Annotated in this window: 22 protein-coding genes; 9 read left to right on the top strand and 13 right to left on the bottom strand. The window is 56.6% G+C overall.

Annotated elements, in window-relative coordinates:
- Window positions 1–117 precede the first annotated feature (117 nt).
- The 3 genes from prs to lolB form a co-directional block, all read right to left on the bottom strand.
- Window positions 118–1,065, bottom strand: coding sequence for a ribose-phosphate diphosphokinase (gene prs / locus ACQE32_RS06225; protein WP_038626473.1), 948 nt, complete (start codon window positions 1,063–1,065; stop codon window positions 118–120).
- A 136-nt stretch (window positions 1,066–1,201) separates the two neighbouring features.
- On the bottom strand, window positions 1,202–2,065 hold the full coding sequence (gene ispE / locus ACQE32_RS06220) for a 4-(cytidine 5'-diphospho)-2-C-methyl-D-erythritol kinase (protein WP_426981581.1): 864 nt from the start codon (window positions 2,063–2,065) through the stop codon (window positions 1,202–1,204).
- The gene (lolB, locus tag ACQE32_RS06215; RefSeq protein WP_250652715.1) at window positions 2,062–2,679 is read right to left on the bottom strand and encodes a lipoprotein insertase outer membrane protein LolB; all 618 of its coding nucleotides are present in this window, start codon (window positions 2,677–2,679) and stop codon (window positions 2,062–2,064) included. The genes ispE and lolB overlap by 4 nt, the downstream gene beginning before the upstream one ends.
- A gap of 222 nt (window positions 2,680–2,901) precedes the next feature.
- On the opposite strand from lolB, the gene hemA reads away from it, so the two are divergent.
- From hemA to kdsA, 6 genes are read left to right on the top strand one after another with little or no spacing between them, the layout of a single operon-like run.
- On the top strand, window positions 2,902–4,158 hold the full coding sequence (hemA, locus tag ACQE32_RS06210) for a glutamyl-tRNA reductase (protein ID WP_426972801.1): 1,257 nt from the start codon (window positions 2,902–2,904) through the stop codon (window positions 4,156–4,158).
- A gap of 36 nt (window positions 4,159–4,194) precedes the next feature.
- The gene (gene prfA, locus ACQE32_RS06205) at window positions 4,195–5,277 is read left to right on the top strand and encodes a peptide chain release factor 1 (RefSeq protein WP_085071902.1); all 1,083 of its coding nucleotides are present in this window, start codon (window positions 4,195–4,197) and stop codon (window positions 5,275–5,277) included.
- On the top strand, window positions 5,277–6,104 hold the full coding sequence (gene prmC / locus ACQE32_RS06200) for a peptide chain release factor N(5)-glutamine methyltransferase (protein ID WP_426972800.1): 828 nt from the start codon (window positions 5,277–5,279) through the stop codon (window positions 6,102–6,104). Before prfA ends, prmC begins: the two co-directional genes overlap by 1 nt.
- A gap of 14 nt (window positions 6,105–6,118) precedes the next feature.
- On the top strand, window positions 6,119–6,517 hold the full coding sequence (locus tag ACQE32_RS06195; RefSeq protein ID WP_250652716.1) for a SirB2 family protein: 399 nt from the start codon (window positions 6,119–6,121) through the stop codon (window positions 6,515–6,517).
- Window positions 6,514–7,323 carry an invasion regulator SirB1 gene (gene sirB1 / locus ACQE32_RS06190; RefSeq protein WP_426972798.1) on the top strand — a complete coding sequence of 270 codons (810 nt, stop codon included), beginning with the start codon at window positions 6,514–6,516 and terminating at the stop codon, window positions 7,321–7,323. Before ACQE32_RS06195 ends, sirB1 begins: the two co-directional genes overlap by 4 nt.
- A gap of 35 nt (window positions 7,324–7,358) precedes the next feature.
- On the top strand, window positions 7,359–8,213 hold the full coding sequence (gene kdsA, locus ACQE32_RS06185) for a 3-deoxy-8-phosphooctulonate synthase (protein ID WP_085072369.1): 855 nt from the start codon (window positions 7,359–7,361) through the stop codon (window positions 8,211–8,213).
- Window positions 8,214–8,296: 83 nt separating this feature from the next.
- Here the strand turns inward: kdsA and chaA are convergent, their stop codons facing one another.
- Window positions 8,297–9,394: a sodium-potassium/proton antiporter ChaA gene (gene chaA / locus ACQE32_RS06180; RefSeq protein WP_426981671.1), complete on the bottom strand. Its 1,098-nt coding sequence runs from the start codon at window positions 9,392–9,394 to the stop codon at window positions 8,297–8,299.
- Between the two features lie 390 nt (window positions 9,395–9,784).
- Between chaA and chaB the strand changes: the two genes are divergently transcribed.
- Together chaB and ACQE32_RS06170 are read left to right on the top strand one after the other, a co-directional pair.
- Entirely contained in the window at window positions 9,785–10,015 is a 231-nt protein-coding gene (gene chaB, locus ACQE32_RS06175; RefSeq protein WP_250652528.1) for a putative cation transport regulator ChaB, read from the top strand.
- 292 nt (window positions 10,016–10,307) lie between these two features.
- Window positions 10,308–10,985 carry a gamma-glutamylcyclotransferase gene (locus tag ACQE32_RS06170; RefSeq protein WP_426972797.1) on the top strand — a complete coding sequence of 226 codons (678 nt, stop codon included), beginning with the start codon at window positions 10,308–10,310 and terminating at the stop codon, window positions 10,983–10,985.
- Window positions 10,986–10,994: 9 nt separating this feature from the next.
- Here the strand turns inward: ACQE32_RS06170 and ACQE32_RS06165 are convergent, their stop codons facing one another.
- The 9 genes from ACQE32_RS06165 to ACQE32_RS06125 all read right to left on the bottom strand — a co-directional run bounded on the left by ACQE32_RS06165 (window position 10,995) and on the right by ACQE32_RS06125 (window position 22,363).
- Window positions 10,995–12,413 (bottom strand): serine/threonine protein kinase, encoded by a 1,419-nt coding sequence (locus ACQE32_RS06165; RefSeq protein ID WP_427021497.1) that lies wholly within the window; start codon window positions 12,411–12,413, stop codon window positions 10,995–10,997.
- A 54-nt stretch (window positions 12,414–12,467) separates the two neighbouring features.
- A complete protein-coding gene (locus ACQE32_RS06160; RefSeq protein ID WP_426973075.1) occupies window positions 12,468–13,394 on the bottom strand; it encodes a hypothetical protein in 927 nt (308 codons plus the stop codon).
- Window positions 13,395–13,588: 194 nt separating this feature from the next.
- Entirely contained in the window at window positions 13,589–14,365 is a 777-nt protein-coding gene (locus tag ACQE32_RS06155; protein ID WP_426972795.1) for a PP2C family protein-serine/threonine phosphatase, read from the bottom strand.
- The gene (gene tagH, locus ACQE32_RS06150) at window positions 14,362–15,540 is read right to left on the bottom strand and encodes a type VI secretion system-associated FHA domain protein TagH (protein WP_426981585.1); all 1,179 of its coding nucleotides are present in this window, start codon (window positions 15,538–15,540) and stop codon (window positions 14,362–14,364) included. The genes ACQE32_RS06155 and tagH overlap by 4 nt, the downstream gene beginning before the upstream one ends.
- A 35-nt stretch (window positions 15,541–15,575) precedes the next feature.
- Window positions 15,576–16,271 (bottom strand): type VI secretion system-associated protein TagF, encoded by a 696-nt coding sequence (gene tagF, locus ACQE32_RS06145; protein ID WP_426972793.1) that lies wholly within the window; start codon window positions 16,269–16,271, stop codon window positions 15,576–15,578.
- 10 nt (window positions 16,272–16,281) lie between these two features.
- On the bottom strand, window positions 16,282–18,396 hold the full coding sequence (tssM, locus tag ACQE32_RS06140) for a type VI secretion system membrane subunit TssM (RefSeq protein ID WP_427021496.1): 2,115 nt from the start codon (window positions 18,394–18,396) through the stop codon (window positions 16,282–16,284).
- On the bottom strand, window positions 18,396–19,610 hold the full coding sequence (icmH, locus tag ACQE32_RS06135) for a type IVB secretion system protein IcmH/DotU (protein WP_426981587.1): 1,215 nt from the start codon (window positions 19,608–19,610) through the stop codon (window positions 18,396–18,398). Before icmH ends, tssM begins: the two co-directional genes overlap by 1 nt.
- 85 nt (window positions 19,611–19,695) lie before the next feature.
- Complete coding sequence (locus ACQE32_RS06130) at window positions 19,696–20,151, bottom strand: SH3 domain-containing protein (RefSeq protein ID WP_426973073.1); 456 nt, start codon at window positions 20,149–20,151, stop codon at window positions 19,696–19,698.
- Window positions 20,152–20,575: 424 nt separating this feature from the next.
- Window positions 20,576–22,363, bottom strand: coding sequence for a methyl-accepting chemotaxis protein (locus ACQE32_RS06125; RefSeq protein WP_427021495.1), 1,788 nt, complete (start codon window positions 22,361–22,363; stop codon window positions 20,576–20,578).
- Window positions 22,364–22,531: 168 nt separating this feature from the next.
- On the opposite strand from ACQE32_RS06125, the gene ACQE32_RS06120 reads away from it, so the two are divergent.
- Complete coding sequence (locus tag ACQE32_RS06120; RefSeq protein ID WP_427021494.1) at window positions 22,532–23,776, top strand: nitrate- and nitrite sensing domain-containing protein; 1,245 nt, start codon at window positions 22,532–22,534, stop codon at window positions 23,774–23,776.
- Window positions 23,777–23,873 lie beyond the last annotated feature (97 nt).

Genomic DNA, 23,873 nt, shown 5'->3' with positions numbered 1-23,873 from the left:
GCTGATTATCGATCGTGGAATTAGCTATAGGTGCCACAGGCTTATCAACAGATAGCGGCAGGACGGGAGAGTATAAAAAAAAACCGGGCCTGAGCCCGGTTTTTATCATTTTAGCGATTAATGTTCAAACATCGCAGAGATAGACTCTTCATTGCTAATGCGGCGAATCGCTTCAGCCAGCATGCCTGAAAGGGTCAGGGTACGCACATTAGGCAGCGCCTTGATCTCGTCAGCCAGTGGGATGGTATCGCAAACCACGACTTCATCGATCACTGAGTGACGCAGGTTTTCCGCTGCGTTGCCCGAAAAGATCGGATGCGTTGCATAGGCGAAGACACGTTTAGCGCCGCGCTCTTTCAGCGCTTCAGCTGCTTTGCACAGCGTGCCGCCGGTATCGATCATATCGTCAACCAGTACGCAGTCGCGGCCTGCCACGTCACCAATAATATGCATAACCTGAGAAACGTTAGCGCGCGGACGACGTTTATCAATAATGGCCATATCGGTATCGTTAAGCAGCTTGGCGATAGCACGGGCGCGAACGACGCCGCCGATATCCGGGGAAACCACAATCGGATTCTCCAGACCAATCTGCAGCATATCTTCCAGTAAAATTGGGCTACCGAATACGTTATCAACCGGAACGTCGAAGAAGCCCTGGATCTGTTCTGCGTGCAGGTCCACTGTCAGCACACGGTCAACGCCGACGCTGGAAAGGAAGTCCGCAACCACTTTAGCGGTAATCGGCACGCGCGCTGAACGAACGCGACGGTCCTGACGAGCATAGCCAAAGTAGGGGATTACAGCGGTAATACGACCAGCAGAAGCGCGACGCAGCGCGTCTACCATTACAACCAGCTCCATCAGGTTGTCATTGGTAGGGGCACAGGTGGACTGGATGATGAAAATATCGCCACCGCGTACATTTTCGTTGATTTGTACGCTCACTTCACCATCACTGAAACGACCGACGGCGGCGTCGCCCAGGCTGGTGTAAAGGCGGTTGGCAATACGTTGTGCTAGTTCCGGGGTGGCGTTACCAGCAAAAAGCTTCATATCAGGCACGAGAAGAACCTCAGGCTTTGCGTCCAGAGAATGCACACAGGCGAACGGCAACGGGCGCGCTATATCCGTCGCATGCGTGCATACGGGTGTATTAAAGCGTTCTGTGCAGCGTCAGGAACAGGGTGACACTGTCACATTACGCCAGGTGCCCTGAAAGAATGCGGTGAAGAGGCGAAAGGTTTACGCCTTGCGCCACGAATCCCTGCATCCAGTTCGGGGCCAGCTCAAGCACCTGACGGGCTGCGGACTCGGTGTCGAATTCTGCAAACACACAAGCGCCGGTTCCTGTCAGGCGCGACGGCGCGTATTCTAGCAGCCAGGAAACAAGCGCATCAACCTCGCGAAAACGTTTTCTTACGACTGCCTCACAATCATTGCTGAAAGGAGCCTGTAACAGCGCATCAAATGAGCGTACCGGTGAATTACGCATCAGTTCAGGATCGTTAAACACCAGCGGCGTAGAAACGGCAACGCCAGGGTGCGCCACCAGATACCATTTCTCTGCCGGTGCGACAGGCTGTAACGCTTCGCCCACCCCTTCGGCAAAGGCGGCATGACCGCGCACAAAAACCGGAACATCGGCACCCAGCTGCAGACCCAGCGCGCAAAGCGTTTCATTTTCCAGCCCGGTATTCCACAGGTGATTAAGCGCCACCAGCACTGTTGCAGCATTGGAAGAACCGCCGCCCAGCCCGCCGCCCATTGGCAAACGCTTGTCGATAGCGATATCTGCACCAGCCTGAGCCGGCAGCGTGCCGCGATCGGCAGCGGCGCGCATCAACAGTCGGGCGGCGCGCACAATCAGGTTATCTTCATGCGCTACGCCGGGAACCGGTGTTAATAAACGGATCTCGCCATGGGTCTGCGGTGTGATCCGCAGACTGTCGCCATAATCAAGAAACTGAAACAGCGTCTGCAGATTATGGTAGCCGTCAGGGCGACGGCCAGTGATATAGAGAAACAGGTTTAGCTTCGCCGGGGCGGGCCAGGTGGTAATCATTGTACAGTCCAGCTATCCATGCGCAGTTTAATACGTTTATCGCCTTGTTTTAGCTCAATGCTGGCAGGCAACGCCGGGTTAACCTTGTGGTCATAGCCCTGAATGGTAACGTCCCACTGCTGCCCGTTGCGGCTGTAGCTCAGCGTGCGCAGTTGATATTGATCGTCCAGGGTGAAATCAGTGGCATCGCCCGGCAGGCCGAGCATCCACTGACGCAAGTTCGCCAGCGGGATATCCATGCCGGTCAGCTGTGAGATCATTTTTTCAGCATCGTTGCTGACGTAGCGTTTGCCTTTATTATCCACTAACTGCACCGTTGCGCCCTGCGCATCCAGCTGCAGTTCGGTGCTGCCGAGCGGGTTGGTCAGCAACAGACGATAGCGGTCAGAGGCAGTTTGCTGCCAGTTAAAGCGCGCATAAACTTTTTGCTGGTCAGAAAGCCAGGCAAAAGCGCCGCGCGTTTGATACTGGGTGATTTTTTGTACTGCCTGCTGGTGTTGCTGCCACTGCAATGAGGTAGGACTTTGACCGGGGCCTTGAGGTTTATTGATGGTACAGGCCGCCAGCAATACGCTGGCAAGGGGAAGCAGCCGCAACGAGCGGCGGGTAAACAGATCAAACACCGGGTCATCTCCTCAAACACACTTTTTAGAGCTAAACGAGTAACGCTAATCATTCACTGGTTACCCGTCAACGTGGAATTATCGAAATTCAGTCTTATCAGCTATATCTTATTACAGTCATAGTCTTTGTATGGCTTTTCATGATCTCCCGCATCTTGTAGAATGCGCCTCATAAAACCCCAACAACATTGGGATAACCCGATCTGATTCACCATGACGCTGCTGGCCCTCGGAATAAATCATAAAACGGCACCTGTTGCCTTACGCGAAAGAGTTACCTTCTCGCCGGATACGCTGGATGAGGCTTTAAACAGCCTGCTGGCGCAGCCGATGGTGCAGGGGGGCGTTGTGCTGTCTACCTGTAACCGCACAGAACTCTATCTTAGCGTAGAGCAGCAGGAAAACCTGCATGAACGTCTGGTGCAATGGTTGTGTGAATATCATAACCTGCGCGAAGACGAAGTGCGCAAAAGCCTCTACTGGCATCATGACAATGAGGCGGTCAGCCATCTGATGCGCGTCGCCAGCGGACTGGATTCGCTGGTGCTTGGCGAACCCCAGATCCTCGGTCAGGTGAAAAAAGCCTTTGCCGATTCCCAGCGCGGCCATTCGCTCTCCAGCGAACTGGAGCGCATGTTTCAGAAAACATTCTCTGTTGCCAAACGGGTGCGCACCGAAACCGATATCGGCGCCAGCGCCGTCTCTGTTGCCTTTGCTGCCTGTACCCTGGCTCGCCAGATTTTTGAATCGCTCTCTACGGTTAACGTATTGTTGGTCGGCGCGGGAGAAACCATCGAGCTGGCGGCGCGTCACCTGCGCGAACACCATGTAAAAAAACTGATGATCGCCAACCGTACCCGTGAGCGCGCCCAGCTGCTGGCGAATGAGGTTGGCGCAGAAGTGATCGGCCTGGCGGATATCGATAGCCGTCTGGCGGAGGCGGATATTATTATCAGCTCCACCGCCAGCCCGCTGCCGATTATCGGACGCGGTATGGTGGAGCGGGCGCTGAAGGCGCGGCGCAATCAGCCGATGCTGCTGGTGGATATCGCCGTACCGCGCGATGTCGAGCCGGAAGTTGGCAAGCTCGCAAATGCTTATCTTTACAGCGTCGATGATCTGCAGGCGATTATTGAAAATAATATGGCCCAGCGGAAGGCGGCGGCCGTACAGGCCGAAACCATCGTTGCGCAGGAAAGCAGTGAATTTATGGCCTGGCTGCGCGCGCAAAGCGCGGTTGAGACCATTCGCGATTATCGTGAACAGGCGGCGCAGATACGCGCTGAGCTGGAAGCAAAAGCGCTGGCCGCGTTGCAGCAGGGCGCGGATGCGCAGGAAGTGCTGCATGATCTGGCCCACAAGCTAACCAACCGGCTGATTCACGCCCCTACTAAATCCCTGCAGCAGGCTGCACGCGACGGCGATGGCGAACGCCTGCAGATCCTGCGTGACAGCCTCGGGCTGGACTAGAACAATCCCACACCAATACAGGGTAAATCATACCAGATGAAGACTTCTATTGTTGCCAAACTGGAAGCCTTGCAGGAGCGCCACGAAGAAGTGGAAGCGATGCTTGGCGATGCCAGCGTCATCGCCGAGCAGGAGCGTTTCCGTGCGCTGTCGCGCGAATATGCCCAGCTTACCGACGTCAGCCAATGCTTCCGTCAGTGGCAGCAGGTGCAGGAAGATATCGCCACCGCCGAGCAGATGCTTAGCGACGCGGAAATGCGCGACATGGCAATGGACGAACTGAAAATCGCCCGCGCGCAGAGCGAAGAGCTGGAACAACAGCTGCAGGTGCTGCTGTTGCCGAAAGATCCCGACGACGAGCGCGATTGCTTTGTTGAAATACGCGCAGGCGCGGGCGGGGACGAAGCGGCTATTTTTGCCGGCGATCTGTTCCGCATGTATAGCCGCTTCGCGGAATCGCGGCGCTGGCGCGTTGAGGTGATCAGCGCAAACGAAGGCGAACATGGCGGTTATAAAGAGATGATCGCGCGCGTTAGCGGCGAAGGCGCTTACGGTCGGCTGAAGTTTGAGTCGGGCGGGCATCGCGTGCAGCGCGTACCGGAAACCGAATCTCAGGGCCGTATCCACACTTCCGCCTGTACCGTTGCGGTGATGCCGGAGCTGCCGGAAGCGGAGCTGCCCGATATTAATCCGTCCGATTTAAAAATTGATACTTTCCGCTCGTCGGGCGCGGGTGGTCAGCACGTTAACACCACCGATTCGGCTATCCGTATCACCCACTTGCCTACCGGCATCGTGGTGGAGTGTCAGGACGAACGTTCCCAACATAAAAACAAGGCCAAGGCGCTGTCGGTATTGGGCGCGCGTATCCATGCGGCGGAAATGGCCCGCCGTCACGAGCAGGAAGCCTCCACGCGTCGCAATTTGTTAGGCAGCGGCGACCGCTCCGATCGTATCCGGACCTATAACTTCCCGCAGGGACGTGTGACCGACCATCGTATCAACCTGACGATCTACCGCCTGGATGAGGTGATGGAAGGTAAGTTGGATAGCCTGATCGAACCGATTGTGCAGGAGCATCAGGCGGATCAGCTGGCTGCGCTTGCCGGGCAGGATTAATGGATATTCGCAGTTGGTTAAAAGCCGCCTGCGCCACGCTGTGCGGCGGCGAAAGTCCAAAGCGCGATGCCGAAGTGCTGCTCTGTTTTGTCACGGGAAAATCGCGCAGCTGGCTGATGGCCTTTGATGAGACACCGCTGGATGCGGCGCAGCTGGCGCAGCTCAATGCCCTGATCGCCCGGCGGGCCCGTGGCGAGCCGGTTGCGCATCTCACCGGCGAGCGCGAGTTCTGGTCGCTGCCGCTTACCGTTTCGCCGGTTACCTTAATTCCCCGTCCCGATACCGAAATTCTGGTGGAGCAGGCGCTGGCGCGTCTGCCTGATTGCGCCGTGGATATTCTCGATCTCGGCACCGGCACCGGCGCGGTGGCGCTGGCCATCGCCAGCGAGCGGCCCGATTGCCGGATTACTGGCGTGGATCGGGTGGCGGATGCGGTGGCGCTGGCGCAGCACAATGCGCAAAAGCTGCAGATCGCCAACGTCACCTTTTTGCTCAGCGACTGGTTTAGCGCGCTGAACGATCAAAAATTTGCGCTGATTGTCAGCAATCCCCCCTATATTGATGCCGCCGATGCGCACTTACAGCAGGGCGATGTACGCTTTGAGCCGCTCAGCGCACTGGTGGCACAGGAGCAGGGGCTGGCCGATATCCGACATATTGCCCATGCGGCACGGCATTATCTGCTGCCGGACGGGGCGATAATGCTGGAGCATGGCTGGCAACAGGGTGAGGCAGTGCGTACTATCCTCTCTGCTCAGGATTATCAGAACGTAAAAACCTGCCAGGACTATGCGGGTCACGATCGGGTGACGATCGCCAATTATTAAACAGGGAGATCATGATGGCTGCTTATTATGGCGTAATTAAACATTTCCATTTGCTCACCGTCGCCGTCACGGTGCTGCTGTTTATTCTGCGTTTTTTCTGGCTGCAACGCGGCTCAGCCATGATGTCGCAGCGCTGGGTGCGTATCGTGCCGCATATCAATGATACGCTGTTGTTTATTAGCGGGATAAGCCTGGTAATGATTACCCACTTCTATCCGTTTACGCCGCAGGGTTCCTGGCTGACGGAAAAGCTGTTTGGCGTTATTATCTATGTCGCCCTGGGCGTTGTGGCTTTTGGCCGTCGCCCGCGTGAGGCTAAAGTACGCTGGATTGCCTTTATCGTGGCGCTGGCAGTGCTGGGCATCATTATTAAGCTGGCCGTAACCAAACTGCCGCTTTTGGGGATTGTATGACATCAGTAACAAATATCGATTTTAGCGAAGCGCCGCTATGTGAAGCGGTAATCGCCACCTCGCGCGCTATCCGCCATGACTTTCCGGCAGATGCGGTTAACGCACAGCTGCAGGCGCTGGTAGAGGAAGCGCGGGACTACGTTTCAACGGTACAGGGGCCTGACTTTCAGCTGGAGAAGCTGCTGGAGCTGTTTTATAAAAAGTGGAAGTTTGGCGGTGCCAGCGGCGTCTACAAGCTTTCCGATGTGCTCTGGCTGGATAACGTATTGAATACGCGCCGGGGAACGGCGGTATCGCTCGGCGTGGTGCTGTTGCATATCGCGCATCAGCTGGAGCTGCCGCTGATGCCGGTAATTTTCCCGACGCAGCTGATTTTACGCGCCGACTGGATGGATGGCGAAATGTGGCTGATCAACCCTTTTAACGGTGACACGCTCAGCGAACATACGCTGGAAGTCTGGCTGAAAGGCAATATCAGCCCAACGGCAGAGCTGTACGACGAGGATCTGGATGAGGCGGAGTCATCAACCGTTATCCGCAAAATGCTGGATACGTTGAAAACCGCGCTGATGGAAGAGAAGCATATGGAGCTGGCGCTCAACGTCTGCAACCTGCTGCTGGAAATCGATCCGGACGACCCGTATGAAATTCGCGACCGTGGCCTGATCTACGCGCAGCTCGATTGTGAACACGTTGCCCTGACCGATCTGATCTATTTTGTTGAGCAGTGCCCGGAAGATCCGGTCAGCGAAATGATTAAAGTCCAGATCCATGCAATTGAACAGAAACAGGTGACGCTGCACTAAGCGGCGTAAGCCATTCAATGAAAAAAGGCGAAGGCATGAAAGAAAAAGTTGTCAGTATCGGTGATATTCAGGTCGCTAACGATCTGCCGTTTGTACTCTTTGGTGGAATGAACGTACTGGAGTCGCGCGATCTGGCGATGCGCATCTGCGAACACTACGTGACCGTGACCAATAAGTTGGGCATCCCTTACGTTTTCAAAGCCTCTTTCGATAAAGCTAACCGCTCATCCATTCACTCTTACCGTGGCCCAGGCCTGGAAGAGGGAATGAAGATTTTCCAGGAGCTGAAGCAAACGTTCGGCGTGAAAATCATTACCGACGTGCACGAAGCGTCACAGGCGCAGCCGGTTGCAGATGTGGTAGATGTGATTCAGCTGCCTGCATTCCTGGCGCGTCAGACCGATCTGGTTGAAGCGATGGCTAAAACCGGCGCGGTAATCAACGTGAAGAAGCCGCAGTTTGTCAGCCCGGGTCAGATGGGTAATATCGTCGAGAAGTTTGCCGAAGGCGGTAACGACAAGGTTATCCTGTGCGATCGCGGCGCCAACTTTGGTTATGACAACCTGGTTGTAGATATGCTGGGCTTCAATGTCATGAAGCGCGTCTCTAACAACAGCCCGGTGATCTTCGATGTAACCCATGCGCTGCAAACGCGCGATCCGTTTGGCGCTGCGTCCGGCGGTCGTCGTGCGCAGGTGGCAGAACTGGCGCGCGCCGGCATGGCGGTGGGCATCGCTGGTCTGTTTATCGAAGCGCATCCGGATCCGGCTAATGCGAAATGCGACGGTCCGTCCGCGCTGCCGCTGGACAAGCTGGAACCTTTCCTGGTGCAGATGAAAGCCATCGATGACCTGGTAAAAAGCTTCCCGGAGCTGGACACCAGCAAGTAATTGCCAGGCGTTCAGGATCAAAAAAGCAGCGGCCAAACCGCTGCTTTTTTATTGCTGCTGTTACGCGCTGGTGAGCGCCCGGACTACAGCATAATTGTCATCAGATAGCCGATAAATAACGCCAGATGCGCGCAGCCGTTCAATACATTGGTACGGCCGGTAGAGAACGAGATGTTACACAGGATCAGCACCGCGCCCATCATCACCATATGCGGCGGCTCCAGGCCAAAAATTAGCTCTTGTCCGGTCAGTGCGGCGATCAGCGTTACCGCAGGCACCGTGAGTGAGATGGTCGCCAGCACCGAACCAAAAAAGAGATTCATGGCGCGCTGCACCTGATTTGCCAGCACCGCTCTGATCGCGCCTAAACCTTCCGGCGATAAAATCAACAATGCGATCAGGAAACCGGTGAACTGTTTCGGCGCATCCAGCTCCGTCAGCAAATGTTCCAGCGGCCCGGCGTTCATTTTGGTTACGGTGATCACCGCTACAAGATGAATCACCAGCCAGATAGCGTGCCACAGGCTGCTATGCGCGGAAGGTTTGCCATGATGCGGATCGTCATCATCGCCTTCATCCTCATGCTCATAAATAAACAGGCTCTGATGCGTTTTGGTCTGGATCAGCAGGAAAACGCCATACATGGCGGCAGAAATGGCGGAAATAATCAGTGCCTGAGTGGTGGTGAAATTGCCGTTCGGCAGGGCGTTAGGAAACACCAGCACCAGAATCGCCAGCGGGAAAATGGCAATCAGATACTGTTTCACACCGGCGAGGTTAACGTACTGCGTGGCAAATTTACGTCCGCCCAGCAGCAGTGCAAAACCCACCAGCCCGGCAGTGACAATCATAATGATCGAATAGAGCGTATCGCGCATCAGCGCAGGCGCTGCGTTGCCGGTTGCCATTAGGGCAGAAATTAAGCTGACCTCCAGAATCACCACTGACAGGCTCAGGATCAGCGAGCCGTAGGGTTCCCCCAGCCGGTGCGCCAGCACATCCGCGTGACGCACGACGCTAAATGCGCTACAGAGGATCCCTGCCAGCGCTAACAGATTAATTGAAACAACCAGCGGCATCGTATCTGCGTTACCGTACAGCCACAACACGGCCAGCGCAGCCAGAGGAAAAAAGAGTGAGTATTCGGTATGGCGGGTTTTCTTGCTGTCATGCGTACCCATAGGCAATATTATTCTCCTGTCTTAACGGTGCATCCCTTGTTACAGAAACCCAATGGTGAGCCTCTAAAGATTAAACGCTGTTATGTTTTTTACCAGCGCCCACAGTGTAATGACTCTGAATAAATGCGCATTGTTTTTTACTTTCTTTTACTTGTTCTCACAAATGGCATGATAAAGGGCGTTTTTAAATGATTTCCCTTTAAAGTACTTCTTTATCAGTTAGTTAAATTATTGTTAGGCAAAATAAATAAAACCTTTTCAGCGGGAAAGAGCCATGAAATCGGTATTTATGGCAGTTCTGCTGTGGAAAAATCCGCGAGCGCTGGTCTGTGCAGTTTGCGCAAAAAACAATGCCAGGCCACACTTAAACTCACTCATACAGGAGGAAATATGCCTTATAAAACCACAGCTTCACTGCCGGACAACGTAAAAAACGTTCTGCCTGCCCATGCTCAGGAAATTTATCAGGCAGCTTTCAACAGCGCCTGGGATGAATATAAGGAGAAAAAAGAACGCCGTGACGATGAATCACGGGAGGAAGTCGCGCATAAGGTGGCATGGGCAGCGGTAAAAAATAAATATGAAAAGGGCGATGACGATAAGTGGCATCCCAAAAAGTAGGCTAAGCGCCGGGTACGCCGCGCCGCGCGCCCGGTCCGCATCGGCTGCACTCTGCTTCCCGCCGTGAGTCGCATCAACTGCTGAAAAAATTTCCCTTAAATCCCTCAAGACTTGCGCTAAGCCGCCGATGCTTTTTATAACATCGTACTCTTATGTGATCGGCTTCACGCTTGCAAGCGCTGGCGGAAATGAATAAGGTCTTTTTAATCCTGACGAAACCACAGCGAAGCTATCGGCAACGAAATAAAAGCGGTTCGACAGAGGAAAGAAAGGTAAGGCTAAGGAGGTAAGGTTGTTAACACGCGAATTCTTATTAAAAGCAGACTGTAAAACCGCTTTTGGCGAAATTGAGGAGTCGCTGTTATGGACCTGTGAACAGCGCGCGGCATCGCTGGCAGCGACGCTGGCCTGTCGGCCTGATAACAGTCCGGTATGGATCTTTGGTTACGGCTCCCTGATGTGGAATCCGGTTTTTGAAGCGGAAGAGGTGGCGGCGGCGACGCTGCACGGCTGGCATCGCGCTTTTTGCCTGCGGCTAACGGTGGGACGCGGAACGGCACAGCAGCCCGGACGAATGCTGGCGTTAAAAGAGGGCGGCATTACCAGCGGGCTTGCTTTTCGGCTGCCCAACGATCGCCTGCATGAAGAGCTGGAGCTGCTGTGGAAGCGGGAAATGGTGACCGGCTGCTATTTACCCAGCTGGCGCGAACTGACGTTGAAAGATGGCCGTCGCGTCACTGCGCTGGTATTTATTATGGATCCGCGGCATCCCCTGTATGAAGCGGACACCTGCTCAAAGACTATCGCGCCGCTGATTGCACATGCCAGCGGGCCGCTGGGCACCAATGCACAGTATCTGTTTTCCCTGGCGCAGGAGCTGCATCAGCGCGGTATGGAAGATACCGCGCTGTCCGATCTTGCCAGGCAGGTGCGCGAACTTCAGGTCTCGCATCACAGCTTACAGGGCTAGCCTGACAGATTATTTGCTGCGCGCCGGATTAATGAGCCAGGTGCCGGCGCGATTAATCTCCAGCTGCTGGCTGTGTACGCTATCCTCCTGATGCACTTCAATCAGATAACGGCCTGCGGCCAGGTTAAGCGCCGCATAGCCGTTATTGCTCGGCTTCACGTCCAGCGTTTCTCCGTTCAGGCTGACCGTTTCATTACTGCGCAAGCGGAGATAAACCGTGGCCATTGTCGGCCCGCTGCCCTGCGGCTGCTGTTGCGCCGCATCGGTTGTCGCGTTGCTCTCACGGGCGGTGCTGGTCTGCTTATTGCCGCCGCTGTTCACCAGAACGGCGATAGCGATCACCGCCAGCAACGCGCCGCCGCTCAACAAAATTAACGGCAGCGAAACACGACGCGGCGTGCGCGGCGTTAATGGCTCGGCGCTGGAGGCACCATGATTGACCGCCAGTACTACCGGCTCCGGCGTGGTGGCTGCTTCCGGCTCTTTCTCCTGAACCGCATTTACGGCGCTGACCAGCTGCTGTACATCGCTGACCGGCAGGGAAATAAGCGTCGCCAGCTCATCAACGGACTGCGGACGATCGGAAGGCTTCATCATCAGAGCGCGATCCACGGCATGCAGCAACGACAGGGAATAACCTGCGGGCTGACGCTGCGCCAGCGGCTGATAGTGGTCCTCGATACAGCGCACCACGCTGGCTGGCGGCGGGCTGCCGGTTATCAGCGTATGTAGCACCGCGCCCAACGCATAAATGTCGGTCCAGGGGCCCTGTTCGCTATCGGTCTCTTCGCTGTACTGCTCGATGGGCGCGAAGCCAGGCTTCAGCATGATCTCCGTTTCGTCAGAAAGGTTACCGATCTCTTTGCGCGCCGAGCCAAAATCAAGCAGTACCGGCAGCTGGTTATCCTGGATTTGAATATTATCCAGCGCAATATCACGATGCAGATAGCCCGCCTGATGAATGGTGCCAATTGCGCCAAACAGCGGAGGCAGCAGCTGACGTATCCACTCTTCATTAATGGTATCGGGATGCTGATGTTGCCACGCTTTTAACGACATGCCGCTATACCAGAGCGTGCCCATATAGGCGGTGCCGTTCTCTTCCCAGAAACGCAGCACATGCAGCAGTCCGGGATGGTTAAAGCGCGCCAGCAGACGCGCCTCCTGAATAAAACTGCTCAGCCCGGCGTTGTACAGCTTGCCGAATCGCTCGCTGCGCAGGCCAAGCGAAAGATCGTCATTGCGTATCGCCAGCGACGCCGGCATATACTCTTTAATGGCGATGGTGCGCTCCAGCAAATGATCCCACGCGCGGTAGACAATGCCGAAACCGCCGCCGCCAATCACATCCTTGATTTCAAATTCATTGAATCGATGACCCGCCGGGAGGGCGCCAGCCACCATATTCTGTTCTTCATTTGCCGACATAGTTACCACTCTCTGAGCGTTTACGGCCTGTTTACTGCAGGCACGCGCCTGCGTTTAATTTAAGGTGCGGTATGCGCCAATCGCCGGATCGGCGAGGTCGGGATGCAGCGCATCCACCAGCATAACGTTTATCTTTTGTTTGGCGGGCAGCATACCGGACCAGGTTTTGCGCACCGCGTTCACCCGCGCCCGGACCGCCGTAAGGTCCTGGGCCGTGCTTTTATCCATTTTTATCAGCAGCGTGCCGCTGAACTGCCACACATGAAGATGATTATCAAAAGGCAGGATCAGCCAGCTATCTTCCGCGCTGGTATTGGTCACCACCATGCGCTGGTTATTGATATTTACCATGCTTAGCGTGGCGTTGTCCGGCTTCAGACCGATCAGCGGATAACCCTGCCAGAAATTCACTGTGACCGGCTCGCTTTTGCCGTTGTTCACCAGCGTTAGCTCGCTGGCGCCCTCCAGCCAGCCCTCGGTCGAGCAGCTCAGGTTGCGATTATCGGGAATAAACATCGACTGACCGTTATCGTCCCACCAGGTGCGGAAATGGCAGCCGCCCGGCAGTTCGAAGTGCTGTAGCGGCTCCGTGTTGGCGGGGCGAGAGAGATCGAGCGGAGCAGCATTATTGGCGTTTGCCGTCGCGGTTGCATCAGCGGTAACGATGGGCCGCCAGTTTTGTGCTTTCACTGCGGTTCCGCTGGCCAGCGCCGCACCCTGGCTATCCATCATCTCCCACGGCAGCTCCTGCAATTTTCCACACTGATTAGCCAGCAGGGTACCGACGCGGGGCAAAAAGGAGGTTAACACCGTGGAATCTTTGCTTTCGCCGGAAACAATGCGCAGATGCAGCGTTTCCTTACACCAGTCCTGCGGCGCATTGCTGGCGACATTATCAATAAACACCTCCAGTGCCATGCTGGGGGAGTAAACCACGCGATAATTCTCGGCGTTGGCGGCGGAGGCCACGAAAAGCGCCATAACGCCATGCAGCCAAATAACTGCTTTATGGCCAGTCACCCCGGCGCGCAGGGCATGGTGGCAGAGGCGTAATGCGCCCCGCGTTACAGTTAACGCAGAACAATCTGTCAGGAACGACGTTGTGTGCGTGTTTACCATCGGGCCGGACACCCGGCGCAGGCACTTGGTCAGCAATTTCATAACGCTCCTTGAAATTAATCGCGAGGCGGCAACAGGCGTGCCGAATCAGCCAGCGACTGTAATAATGTCGTCTCCTGCGGCGACCCGACCCAAATGGCGATGGCGCTCAGGTTATCGTTTTTGCGGGCCCGGTCGATGGCCTGCTGCATCAGCGTTAACCACTCCTCGCAGCTGTTTACCATGCGCAGCGCCTGCTCCATTTCAGCGGTGGCCAGATGAAGCCAAAAGCCATCGCTGCACACTAAAAAGGCATCGCCATCCTCCAGCGTAATCACCTCGCTGTGGCTGACCTCGCGCATCGCTTCTGCCCCGAGCGCATTATAAAGTAAATTACTGTTAATGCCGGTATTTTCATAACCTGCATCCTTCATTCGCTGCGCCAGACTGTGGTCGTGCGTCACCTGTTTCAGGTAGCCACGGCGGAAATGATAAATGCGGCTATCCCCAGCGTGCGCCCACCATGCCAGCTGTTGAGTCCGGTCAATAAACAGCGCGGCGAGGGTAGTGCTCATGCGCTGTAATTTCGGATTTATCTGCTGTGCTTCGCGGATAGCGCGATCGCTTTTTTCAATTGCCTGATAGCTCGCCTGAACGGTGAATGCCGGAAGCGAACTCAGCGTATCCAGTAGCGTATCGCAGGCGATGCGCGCCGCCTGTTCGCCGCCGGGCAGACCGGCCACGCCATCGCACACCGCAAAGCAGGCGTTTTGTTCAGTCAGCAGATGGCCTACCCGATCCTGATTGTTCGTGCGCTCGCCCTGTTGCGAGGTAATGGCAAAGGCGATATTCATTCGTTCTCCGTTCGCGTCTGAGAGTCTTTGTACTGATTCACTTCCATGTCATAGGCGTGCAAAAAGGCTTCGCCAAACAGGGAGTGAAAATCATCCTCCAGCTCGCCGGCGGTGCGCTGGTAGCTGCGCATAAAATAGTCCCACAGCGCCGCTTTACGATGCGCGGTAAAAGGCATTTTTGGCAGTTGTCCATCCTGACGCGCATTCTCTTCCAGCCGCTGCGGATTAAATGACTGCAGCATGGCGGCGATAATCGCCCGGATCCCGGCGATCATACCGAGCTGATGCGCCTGTAAATCCACCAGCGCATCGCGAACCGCCTGTTCCGGCTGCATAAAGCCTGGCATCTGGCTCTGGTACATCTGCATCAGCACCGTTTTGCCCGACGGTAAAATTTTAAAGGGATTGTTGGCTTCATTCAGAATCATGGTCATTTCAGCCTTAACCCCGCGCTTAAGAATCGAGCGCGAAGAGAGCAGAGCGACAGTACCCTGAGAAAACAGGCTTAGCATGCGGCCCGTCATCCGCATCTGCTCTTCAGTCAATGCATCCTTGCCATGATTATCCAGCCCCATCCCATCCAGCAGCGCCTGAATCAGCCGACCATCGCTGCATGGCTGCATGCCTTCAGCGCCTTCTGCCTGTTCGCTGCGGTCGCGCGGCAGCGGGTCGATATCCAGCCGTGCGCCGCTGTGCGCGTTTGTCCGGCTGGAAGCGCTGTCGCTCGCGGCAACGGGCTCCAGCGTGGAGGTCACCAGCGGAGAATAATCATAGTGCGCCATCCCCAGCGGATCGGAGCTCTGTGCGTTTTGCTGAAACAGCGAGAGCGGATCAAAGCTGCTGGCCAGATTCTCGCTGACGATATCATGGCGCGGATCGCGCACATCAATTTGATACTCGCCGATGGTCAGGGTATCGCCGTGCTGCAGCAGAACCTGACTGTCGCGATCCAGCGGGCGTCCATTTAACACCACGCTGGTGACGCTGCCGTGATTGGTTAATCGACATTCACCCTGCGCTGAAACATGAACCACCGCCTGCAGGCGGGAAATGGCACGCGCTTCATCCGGCAGGACTAAATCATTGTCCTGACTGCGGCCAATGGTCCCGCCGGGGGGTAAAAAGTCGACCGTCTGATAGGGCACGCCTGTCTGTTGCACAATGGTAAATCGCATGATGATTCCTGCATCAAAAGTCGGGACAAAAGGCACTACTCAAACATCGGTGGATAAAGACCGTTACGTCCCGGCTGCGCACCTGCGGCCGGGTTAAACAGCAGGGAAAAAAGCTGCGCGTTTAAAATGCCGCTGTGCTTGTGCGTGGCGTGAGGGAACCCGTCACAGCGGTTACTCCACCAGTAGCTGATAAAATGTTGTGGGTTAAAGCGATCGGCGACTTCGCGCCAGCTTAAGGTGCAGGGCAGATCCTGATAACCGATCACGTCCATAATAGCGGAGCGTTGTTTTTCTGGCACTGGCAGCGGGGGCAGCGCCAGCAGGTTTTGCTCCAGCGTATCGACCGGCTGCGATTCGCGTACCGCCTGCAGTAAACAGCCGCCCAGTTGACGATACCAGTCGCCGGCGATAATCAACTGCGCCGGATGCCACTGTTCAGGGGTAAAGGTTTTTACCGCCACCAGCGGCCAGCTGCGGCCTACGCGATCGCGTGAGGGCAGCAGGCAGCCCATCTGGATGCGCTGGAAACCGGGCGTGACTGGAATAATAAAGTTCCACACCGGTGCACGCTGAAAGGCTTCCGCCGTCACCTTTTGCTGGTGCCACTGGGTGATACCCTGCTGAAACCAGTTGGACCAGCCGGTGACCAGGCTATCCGACAGCCGACGCTGCAGGAAATCGCCGGTAACCGGTAGCTTGCCATACCAGCCCGGAGCTAATTTCTCCGCCATAACCGTTTCCTCACTGATGCCGATTGCCCGCTCGCTGCGTTGTTTCTGCGGACGCGATCACAAACTGCCTGCCGTCCGGCGTTGAGTCCGCCAGACTGGCTGCCAGCTTGCGCATAATTAATGCGTTGTCGCGAGCGAAAGGCGACGACTGTATCTGCCGATCCAGCAGTTGGCTAAGATGCCAGTCAAGCTGCTGAAGATCGTGCGTGGTGACGTTCGCCGGCAGGGTACGCTGTAAGTTCTGCATCAACCAGCCGCGCAGGAATTCGCCGTCATAATTGCGCGGCTGATAAAGCATCTGATAAGCGCGCAGGGCATTACGGCTAAATTCGCTGTCATTACCTTTATCACTGCCTAAAATGCGCGTGATTTCCTGCGCCACGCGTGGCAGCAGCAACGATTTCAGGGCGTTCTGATAGAGTACCCCAGCGGCGTCGCTAACCTGATCGCCGCGATAGAGTCCGGCCCGCATACTGAGCGGCGGATTATCCAGGGAAAAACGCTCTACCTGCGGCAACTTCACCAGGCTATTCAAATAGGGTAGCAGATCGAAAATGGTGCCGGCGTTTTGCCGGGCAAGTTCCTCGCCCTGATGTGTCAACGGCGGGACGCGCTGTGCAATCTGCTGAAGATAGTGCTGGTTTTGCAGATAGCTGGTAAACCAGAGCCCGCAGGCCAGCAACAGCCCGGCGGCCATCGCGCCATAGGCGGTCCAGTGCAGCAGGCGATTACGGTCTTCCCAGCGGCTATCGCTGCCGGCCAGCCCGCTTTCTTCAAAGATCAGGTCGCTCAGCAAGTGGCGGATAAAATAACTTTGCCCTTTGTTACCGGGAATGGGCGCGGCACGGTTCACGCTGTCCCAGGCGGCAATAGAGTGTTCGCCGGTGCGCGGCAACTGTAGTTTACGCGTCAGCTGCCCCATAATGCGATCGAACGGCAGGCCTTCCTGCGTGCCGCTGGTAAAGAACAGGCCGCGCGGCGACCAGGCAACCGCGCCGCCGACCGGCGAAAAGACAATATCCAGGTACTCTGCCAGAAGCGGACGCAGCGAGGCGAACTCCTGCGGGAACAGGAAGCAATCGGCGCGCTGCATCAGCTCGTTCTGCTGTTCCATGCGGTGCGCCACGTCGCGCTGTAGCTGCTGCTGCAACAGGGTAAACTGCTGCTCGAAATGGCCACTAAGCGGCGTGCTGCCGTCGCGGTGCGCCTCCCAGGGGAAGGTAAAGCCCCAGATGCGGTCGCGCTGCTGCTTATCCAGCGTGGCGAAATAGCCCATAAAGCCTTTCAGCAGATCGGTTTTTGTCACCATGATATAGACCGGAAACGCAATGCCGGTCTGCTGATGCAGTTCATGCATGCGTTGCCGCAGGGCGGTGGCCTGGGCATAACGCGCTTCGGCAGCATCGCTGAGCAGATCGGCGACGCTTATCGTCATGATTACGCCGTTGATCGGCTGACGCGCCCGAAAGCGTTTCAGCAGGGCGATAAACGTTTGCCATTCGCTGGCGTCGCGGGCGCGCTGGCTCTCCTGCAGGGTATAACGTCCTGCGGTATCCAGCAGGACGGCGCGATCGGTAAACCACCAGTCGCAGTGGCGCGTGCCGCCGATGCCGCGCACGGCGCTTTTGCCAAGGCTATCAGTTAATGGGAACTCCAGACCAGAGTTCAGCAAGGCGGTGGTTTTACCGGCGCCAGGCGCGCCGACAATCATGTACCACGGCAGCTGATAGAGCCACGGCGCGCTGTAGCGCTGCCAGCGGCTGCCATGACGCTTACGGCCAAACTGCGTTTTTTTCAGCAGAGTAATGGCTTCGTTAAAGCGCTCGGTCAGCATGCTTTCCGTTGCCTGTTGCTCTGCCGGGTCAAGCATCGCCTGCTGCTGCAGGTTCGTCAGTAGACGATTATTGAACCAGGCGTTATACAGTCGGGGGATCAGCTGCATCAGGATCCAGAAAAAATAGGCGAGCCCAATCACCAGCTGGCGATTAAACACCGGCTCCAGCGGGCGCGCATCGTTAATGACCAACAGCGGGCCAACAATCCAGATCAGGCAGGCAAAGGCGCTAATGCCGATAAAGCCCCAGGCCAGACGACTGGCAAGCAACGGGGGCCATGCTTTCTTCATTACGGCTTCTCCTTTTGCGCAGGGTTCACCGGCGCGGCGAACAGCGTAATTTCGATACGTCGATTACGGGCGCGATTTTCTTCACTGTCGTTCGGCAGGAGCGGATCGCTATCGCCGCGTCCCTCCGCCTTGATCTGATGTCCGGCGGTGAGTTGCTGATTCAGCAGGGCGGCGATGGTTTTCGCCCGTGCCAGAGAAAATTCATAGCTCGACGGAAAACGATTAGTGCGCGGCACGCGGTTATCGGTATAGGCGGAAACCAGCAGAGTGCCTTTGATATCCTGTACCGCGTCGGCGACACGCATCAGCAACGCGCGCCCTGAGCTATTCAGCGCGGTGGCACCCGGTTCGAAAAGTTTATCGGAGGAAAGAATAATTTTACTGCCAAAAGCACCATCACTGACTTCCAACTGACCTGCGGCCAGCACATCGCTTAAGCGCTGGCGTAAATTAAGTAGCGACTGCGGCGTCGCCGCGCCGCGTGACAGCGTCACTTCAGGCAACGGTGCCTGATAGATAGCGCGCAGCACCGGTTCAGCCTGGCTGCCCAGCCGCCAGTTAAGGCCGCTATAAATCAGCCCGGCAATTAAGGCGGTAATCAGCAAACAGCTCCAGATCGGCACCGGCGGTCGCCAGAACTGGCTGGAGAGCGGCCTGGCCTCAACCGTCACGCTGGTGGGGGTATTCTGATCCTGCCGGGTTTCGGCAATCAGTTGTCCAAGGCGAGTGCGCAGAGTATCGCGCTGTTGACGGCCATTTTCGATGCCGCGATAGCGGCCTTCATAGCCCAGCAGCAGACAATAGTGGATCACTTCCAGCAGCGCCAGATGCTGGGCCGGATTTTGCGACAGGCGGGAGAGCAGCTGAAAAAACTTCTCGCCGCCCCAGCTTTCGTTATGGAAGGTCACCAGCAGGCCGTTGCCCGACCAGACGCCACGAATGCCCCAGGGCGTCTGTGCTGCCGCTTCGTCCAGCGTGCTGCAAAGACAGTAGCGGGCGCCGATAATGGTTTCAAACGGCAACCCGGCCAGCTTGCAGCGGTTTTCAAACTGACGCACTTCTTCCACCAGTTGCAGGCGCAGCCCGGCCGGATCGTCATGCGTGGCAGCCATACGAATATGCACAATGGTATTCAACAGCGGGGAGGCCGCTGCCAGTAATATATTATCCGTGCTCGTGTTGTGTGCTTCACGGGCAGCATCTACAGGCGTCATTGAATCACATTATTCCAGACCGAAAATATCCCATTTTCAGCAGTAACCGGGAGTTCCTGCCGGGTTATGCGCCGGCAGGCGTAGTTTAATCAAGGATCCAGGTAGCGGTATTGGCTTTGCGACAGGCTTTACTGGCGCCGCCGACATCCACACAGACTTGCTTAGTGGCGCGGCGTGGACGCGGACGATCGTTGCGCAGCGTCTGCTCATAACGATCGCTGGGCACGCCCGCTTTCATCGGCACATAGCCGATAAGCTGCGTATCATCAGGCTCGGCGATGGCCAGCCAGTTATTTTCCACCTTGCCCAGCACCTGGAAAGGCTTGCCGTTTTCCAGATAGCGCACCACTTTGCCGCCGTAGTCGGGCGTGGTCATCACCGAAGCGTTGTACAGCGCGCGATAGCTTTCATCAATCGGCGTAAACTCGCCGGGCGCACTGACCGCATGACGATGGACCAGCGTCATGCCGTTGACGGTGCTGCTAACCAGCGTGTCGTCATTGACGGGCGGTGCAGGTGGTTTACAGCCAGCAACGGTCATAACAGCGAGTAATGTCAGCGCGAAACGAATTTTCACTTTGATCCTCACGATCTCATCAGATTATCTGGACAAAAGCCAGAGCGTGTAGCGCAGAGACGCGACGGGCAAACCTGATGCTTGCCGAAATTTGACGCGGCTGGCTGGAAAAATTGCTCAGATTTACAGAAAGATAAAACCAGGCTCAGTCTACCTGACACTTTTGAGATTTCAAACCATTGCGCGAGTCTGTTTCTCATGTTACTTGCGCGCCGTGCGTCACCTTAGCGGCATCGCCCGACGGCAGCGTCAGAACATTATCTGGCAAGTATAGACAGCAAAGCAGGCGCGGCGCAGGCTTAATGCAACGCGCGAAAAAAGAAAGGGCAGAGGGAAAGGGATATCGCCCGACAGCGCGCACGCACTGCCAGGCGAACTCTTTCAGAATTTACAGACGGAAGTGGCCTGCAGTATCGGCCAGCTCGTTAGCCTGAAACTTCAGCGCGCCGGCAGCGGCGGTAGATTGCACCACCAGTTCGGCATTCTGTTGCACCATTTCATCCAGTTTGCCAATAGCCAGATGTACGCCCTGAATGCCGTGCAGCTGCGTTTCACTGGCCAGCGTAATACCTTCCATGATTTCAGAAACGCTGGCCACATTGCTGACGATATCATCCATGCTTTCGCCCGCCATGCGGACATAGTGTGAGCCGGTCGCCACGCTCTGCGTGGTGCTGTCGATCAGGGTTTTAATCTCTTTCGCCGCTTGCGCGCTGCGCTGCGCCAGATTACGCACTTCACCGGCGACCACGGCAAAACCACGTCCTTGTTCACCGGCGCGCGCGGCCTCGACCGCAGCGTTAAGCGCCAGAATATTGGTCTGGAAGGCGATGCCGTCGATCACGCTGATAATATCGCCAATTTTACCCGATGCCTGTTCAATGGTTTCCATGGTGGCGATCACGCTGGAGACCACTTCGCCGCCACGTCGCGCGGCTTCAGAAGCGGAGGCCGCCTGCTGATTCGCCTGCATTGCCGACTGGGTTGATTCGGTTACCGACTGGCTAATCGCATCCATCGCGCTGACCGTTTCGCGCAGGTTATTCGCTGCCTGCTCGGTACGCCCGGAGAGATCGGCGTTGCCGCTGGCGATCTCATTGGCGGCAACCTGCACTGAGGCGCTGGCGTCGCGCAACTGCGTCATCACCGTAGCCAGCTTATCGGTAAAGGCGTTAAAGGCGCTGGCGATTTGCGAGACTTCATCATTGCCGTTGACCGGCAGGCGCTGGGTCAGGTCGTTATCGCCAGAGCTGATCGCATGCATCGCATCACGAATCGACAGCAGGCGACGCATCAGCGCGCCAATCAGCAGACCGATTACCAGTGCGGTGACCAGCACCAGTAGGATCAGCGAAACCGCGGAGGCAGAAAGCAGCGAATGCATACCGGCGTACGCTTCCGCACGATCCAGCGCAACCACCAGATACCAGTCGGTGCCGCTAACCGGTTTCGCCAGCAGCAGCTTGTCCACGCCGCTCAGCTGTGCTGCCACCGGCGTGTCGCTGCGCAGCAGGGCGGGTACGTCAAGGTCGGGCAGCAGATTTTTCACCGGTTTCAGCGCCATATCCGCATCGCTGGTGGTCACAATCATGCCGTTTTTATCGATCAGCAGGCCGCTGCTGGCGGGCGTAGGGTGAATAGAGCCAACGTTTGCGACAACGCTATCCATGGCCACATCGCCGGAGAGCACCGCCTGCAGCGTACCGTTCTCTGTTACCGGAATGGCGAAAGCCACCACCAGCTTACCGCTGGTGACATCGACATAGGGCGGCGTCACGATCGGTTTTCCGGCTGCCTGCGCCTGCAAATACCACGGACGCCCCGTTGGATCAAAGTCAGGGGGAATGCCGGTCGCATCGGAAAATTTCGCTATTTTGCTGGCGTAGCCGGCATAAACGTTAGTAAAGCCGCCCGCAGCCGCCACCTGGCGGAACGCCGGGACCGGATCGGCCTCCAGCGCCACCGGCTGCAGCGAGGCGATCATGGTGGACTTGCTGTTAACCCATTCGGCAATCGCGGCATTATGGCTGTCGGCTACCGCTTCCAGCGTGCTGGTAATGGCCTGCTGATTATATTTTTCCGTTACCAGATAGTTCAGCGTGGCGTTGATTATCAACGCTACCACCACGCAGGCGGTAGTAATAGCAACAATACGGGCACGAATTGAAGAAAGCATGGTGGAGCCTCATGAAACCGAGATCAGTTCTTACGGTATCGGTTATCAGCCTCAACAACTTGAGACTGATGCGTGAAATATAAGCAAAACCTATCGCTTCCCTGATGCGATAAGCGGCACGTACTTTGCTTGATCCTGAGCGGGATAAGGTTAACGGGGCGGTTGATAATGCAAAACACCACCGATTATGCCTGGCGTTACTGGTCAGCGTCACGGGAAAGCGAGCGGTTAGCGTTACAGGAATTGTTAAATAGCGAGGCGCTACTCGATGCGATTAGCGCTTTAATTCACGCCCTCCAACGCGAACGCGGCATCTCCATGCTCTGGCTCTGCCGCGACAGCGATTTAACGTTGCCGCAGCTGATCAGGCGGCAAGATGAAGTTGATAAGGCGCTGAGCGGCATGCTGACGCAGTTGCCGGAGCCGGAAAAGCGGGCCGCCGCCAGCGGTTTTTATGGGCGCGTGGCACTGACGCTACAGGCGTTAAGCGGGCTGACGGCGCTACGTGAAGAGGTGCTGCGCCATCAGCTGCCCTATAACGCTGCAATAGAGCAGTACAGCGAACTGATACGGCATCTGCTGCATTTGATATTCGAGGCGGCGGATAACGCCAGCCACAGCATGTCACGAGCGTTGCTGGCGCTGTTCAGCTTTATGCAGGGCAAAGAGCTGGCCGGGCAGGAGCGGGCAATCGGCGCGGCGGGCTTTGCCGCCGGCGCGTTCAGTAAAGCGGATCGTCAGCAGCTGGTGACGCTGCTGGAGAGTCAGGATCGCAGCTTCAGCACCTTTTGCCAGTTTGCCGACGAGCAGAGTCTGCAAGCCTGGCACGCCATCGCTGAAGCGGGACAGGAGACAGAAAAGCTGCGGCGCATTGCCTGTAGCGGGATGAGCACGCGCGGTGCTGATGCGCAGCGCTGGTTTCAGCTGCTCAGTGAGCGGCTGGATGGCATGAAGCAGACAGAACAGCTGCTCCGGCAGCAGGTCATGCGCACCTGTCGTGATGGCATTGCCCAGCTGGAAACGGCAAATGCCGCGCCGCTGTGGGAAGCATGTCGGCAGCCGTCAGGCTACAGCCTGTATGTCACCAACACCCCCTGGCTGGAGGAGGGCGGCATGCTGGACGCAGCGGGGATTGCGCCGCAGCTGGGACGTTCGCTGCTGACGCTGATAGAGAATCAGGCTCAGCGCCTGCAGGCGCAAGACGATGAGCTGGCGGCGATGCACGCCACGCTGACGGAGCGTAAGCAGATCGACCGGGCCAAAGCGCTGTTGATGCAGCATTACCAGTGCGATGAGCAACAGGCATGGCATACGCTGCGCAAAATGGCCATGGATCAAAATAAGCGGGTCGGTGAAATTGCGCGGGCGTTGACAGAGGTTGCTGCCGTGTTCTCGCTACCTCATACCAGGTAGCTGCACAATCAGCGTGCGTAACATGTCACACCAGAGTGCGCCGCCTGGCGCTCACCCTCCTAAAGCCGCCTGCGGAGCGCATTTAAAAGCTGGCACG

This window comes from Pantoea sp. FN0302 (assembly GCF_050113775.1).
GTDB classification, from domain to species: Bacteria; Pseudomonadota; Gammaproteobacteria; order Enterobacterales; family Enterobacteriaceae; genus Mixta; species Mixta alhagi.
Note: the sequence above shows the minus strand (reverse complement) of the source record. Positions and strands in the feature narration are given on the sequence as shown.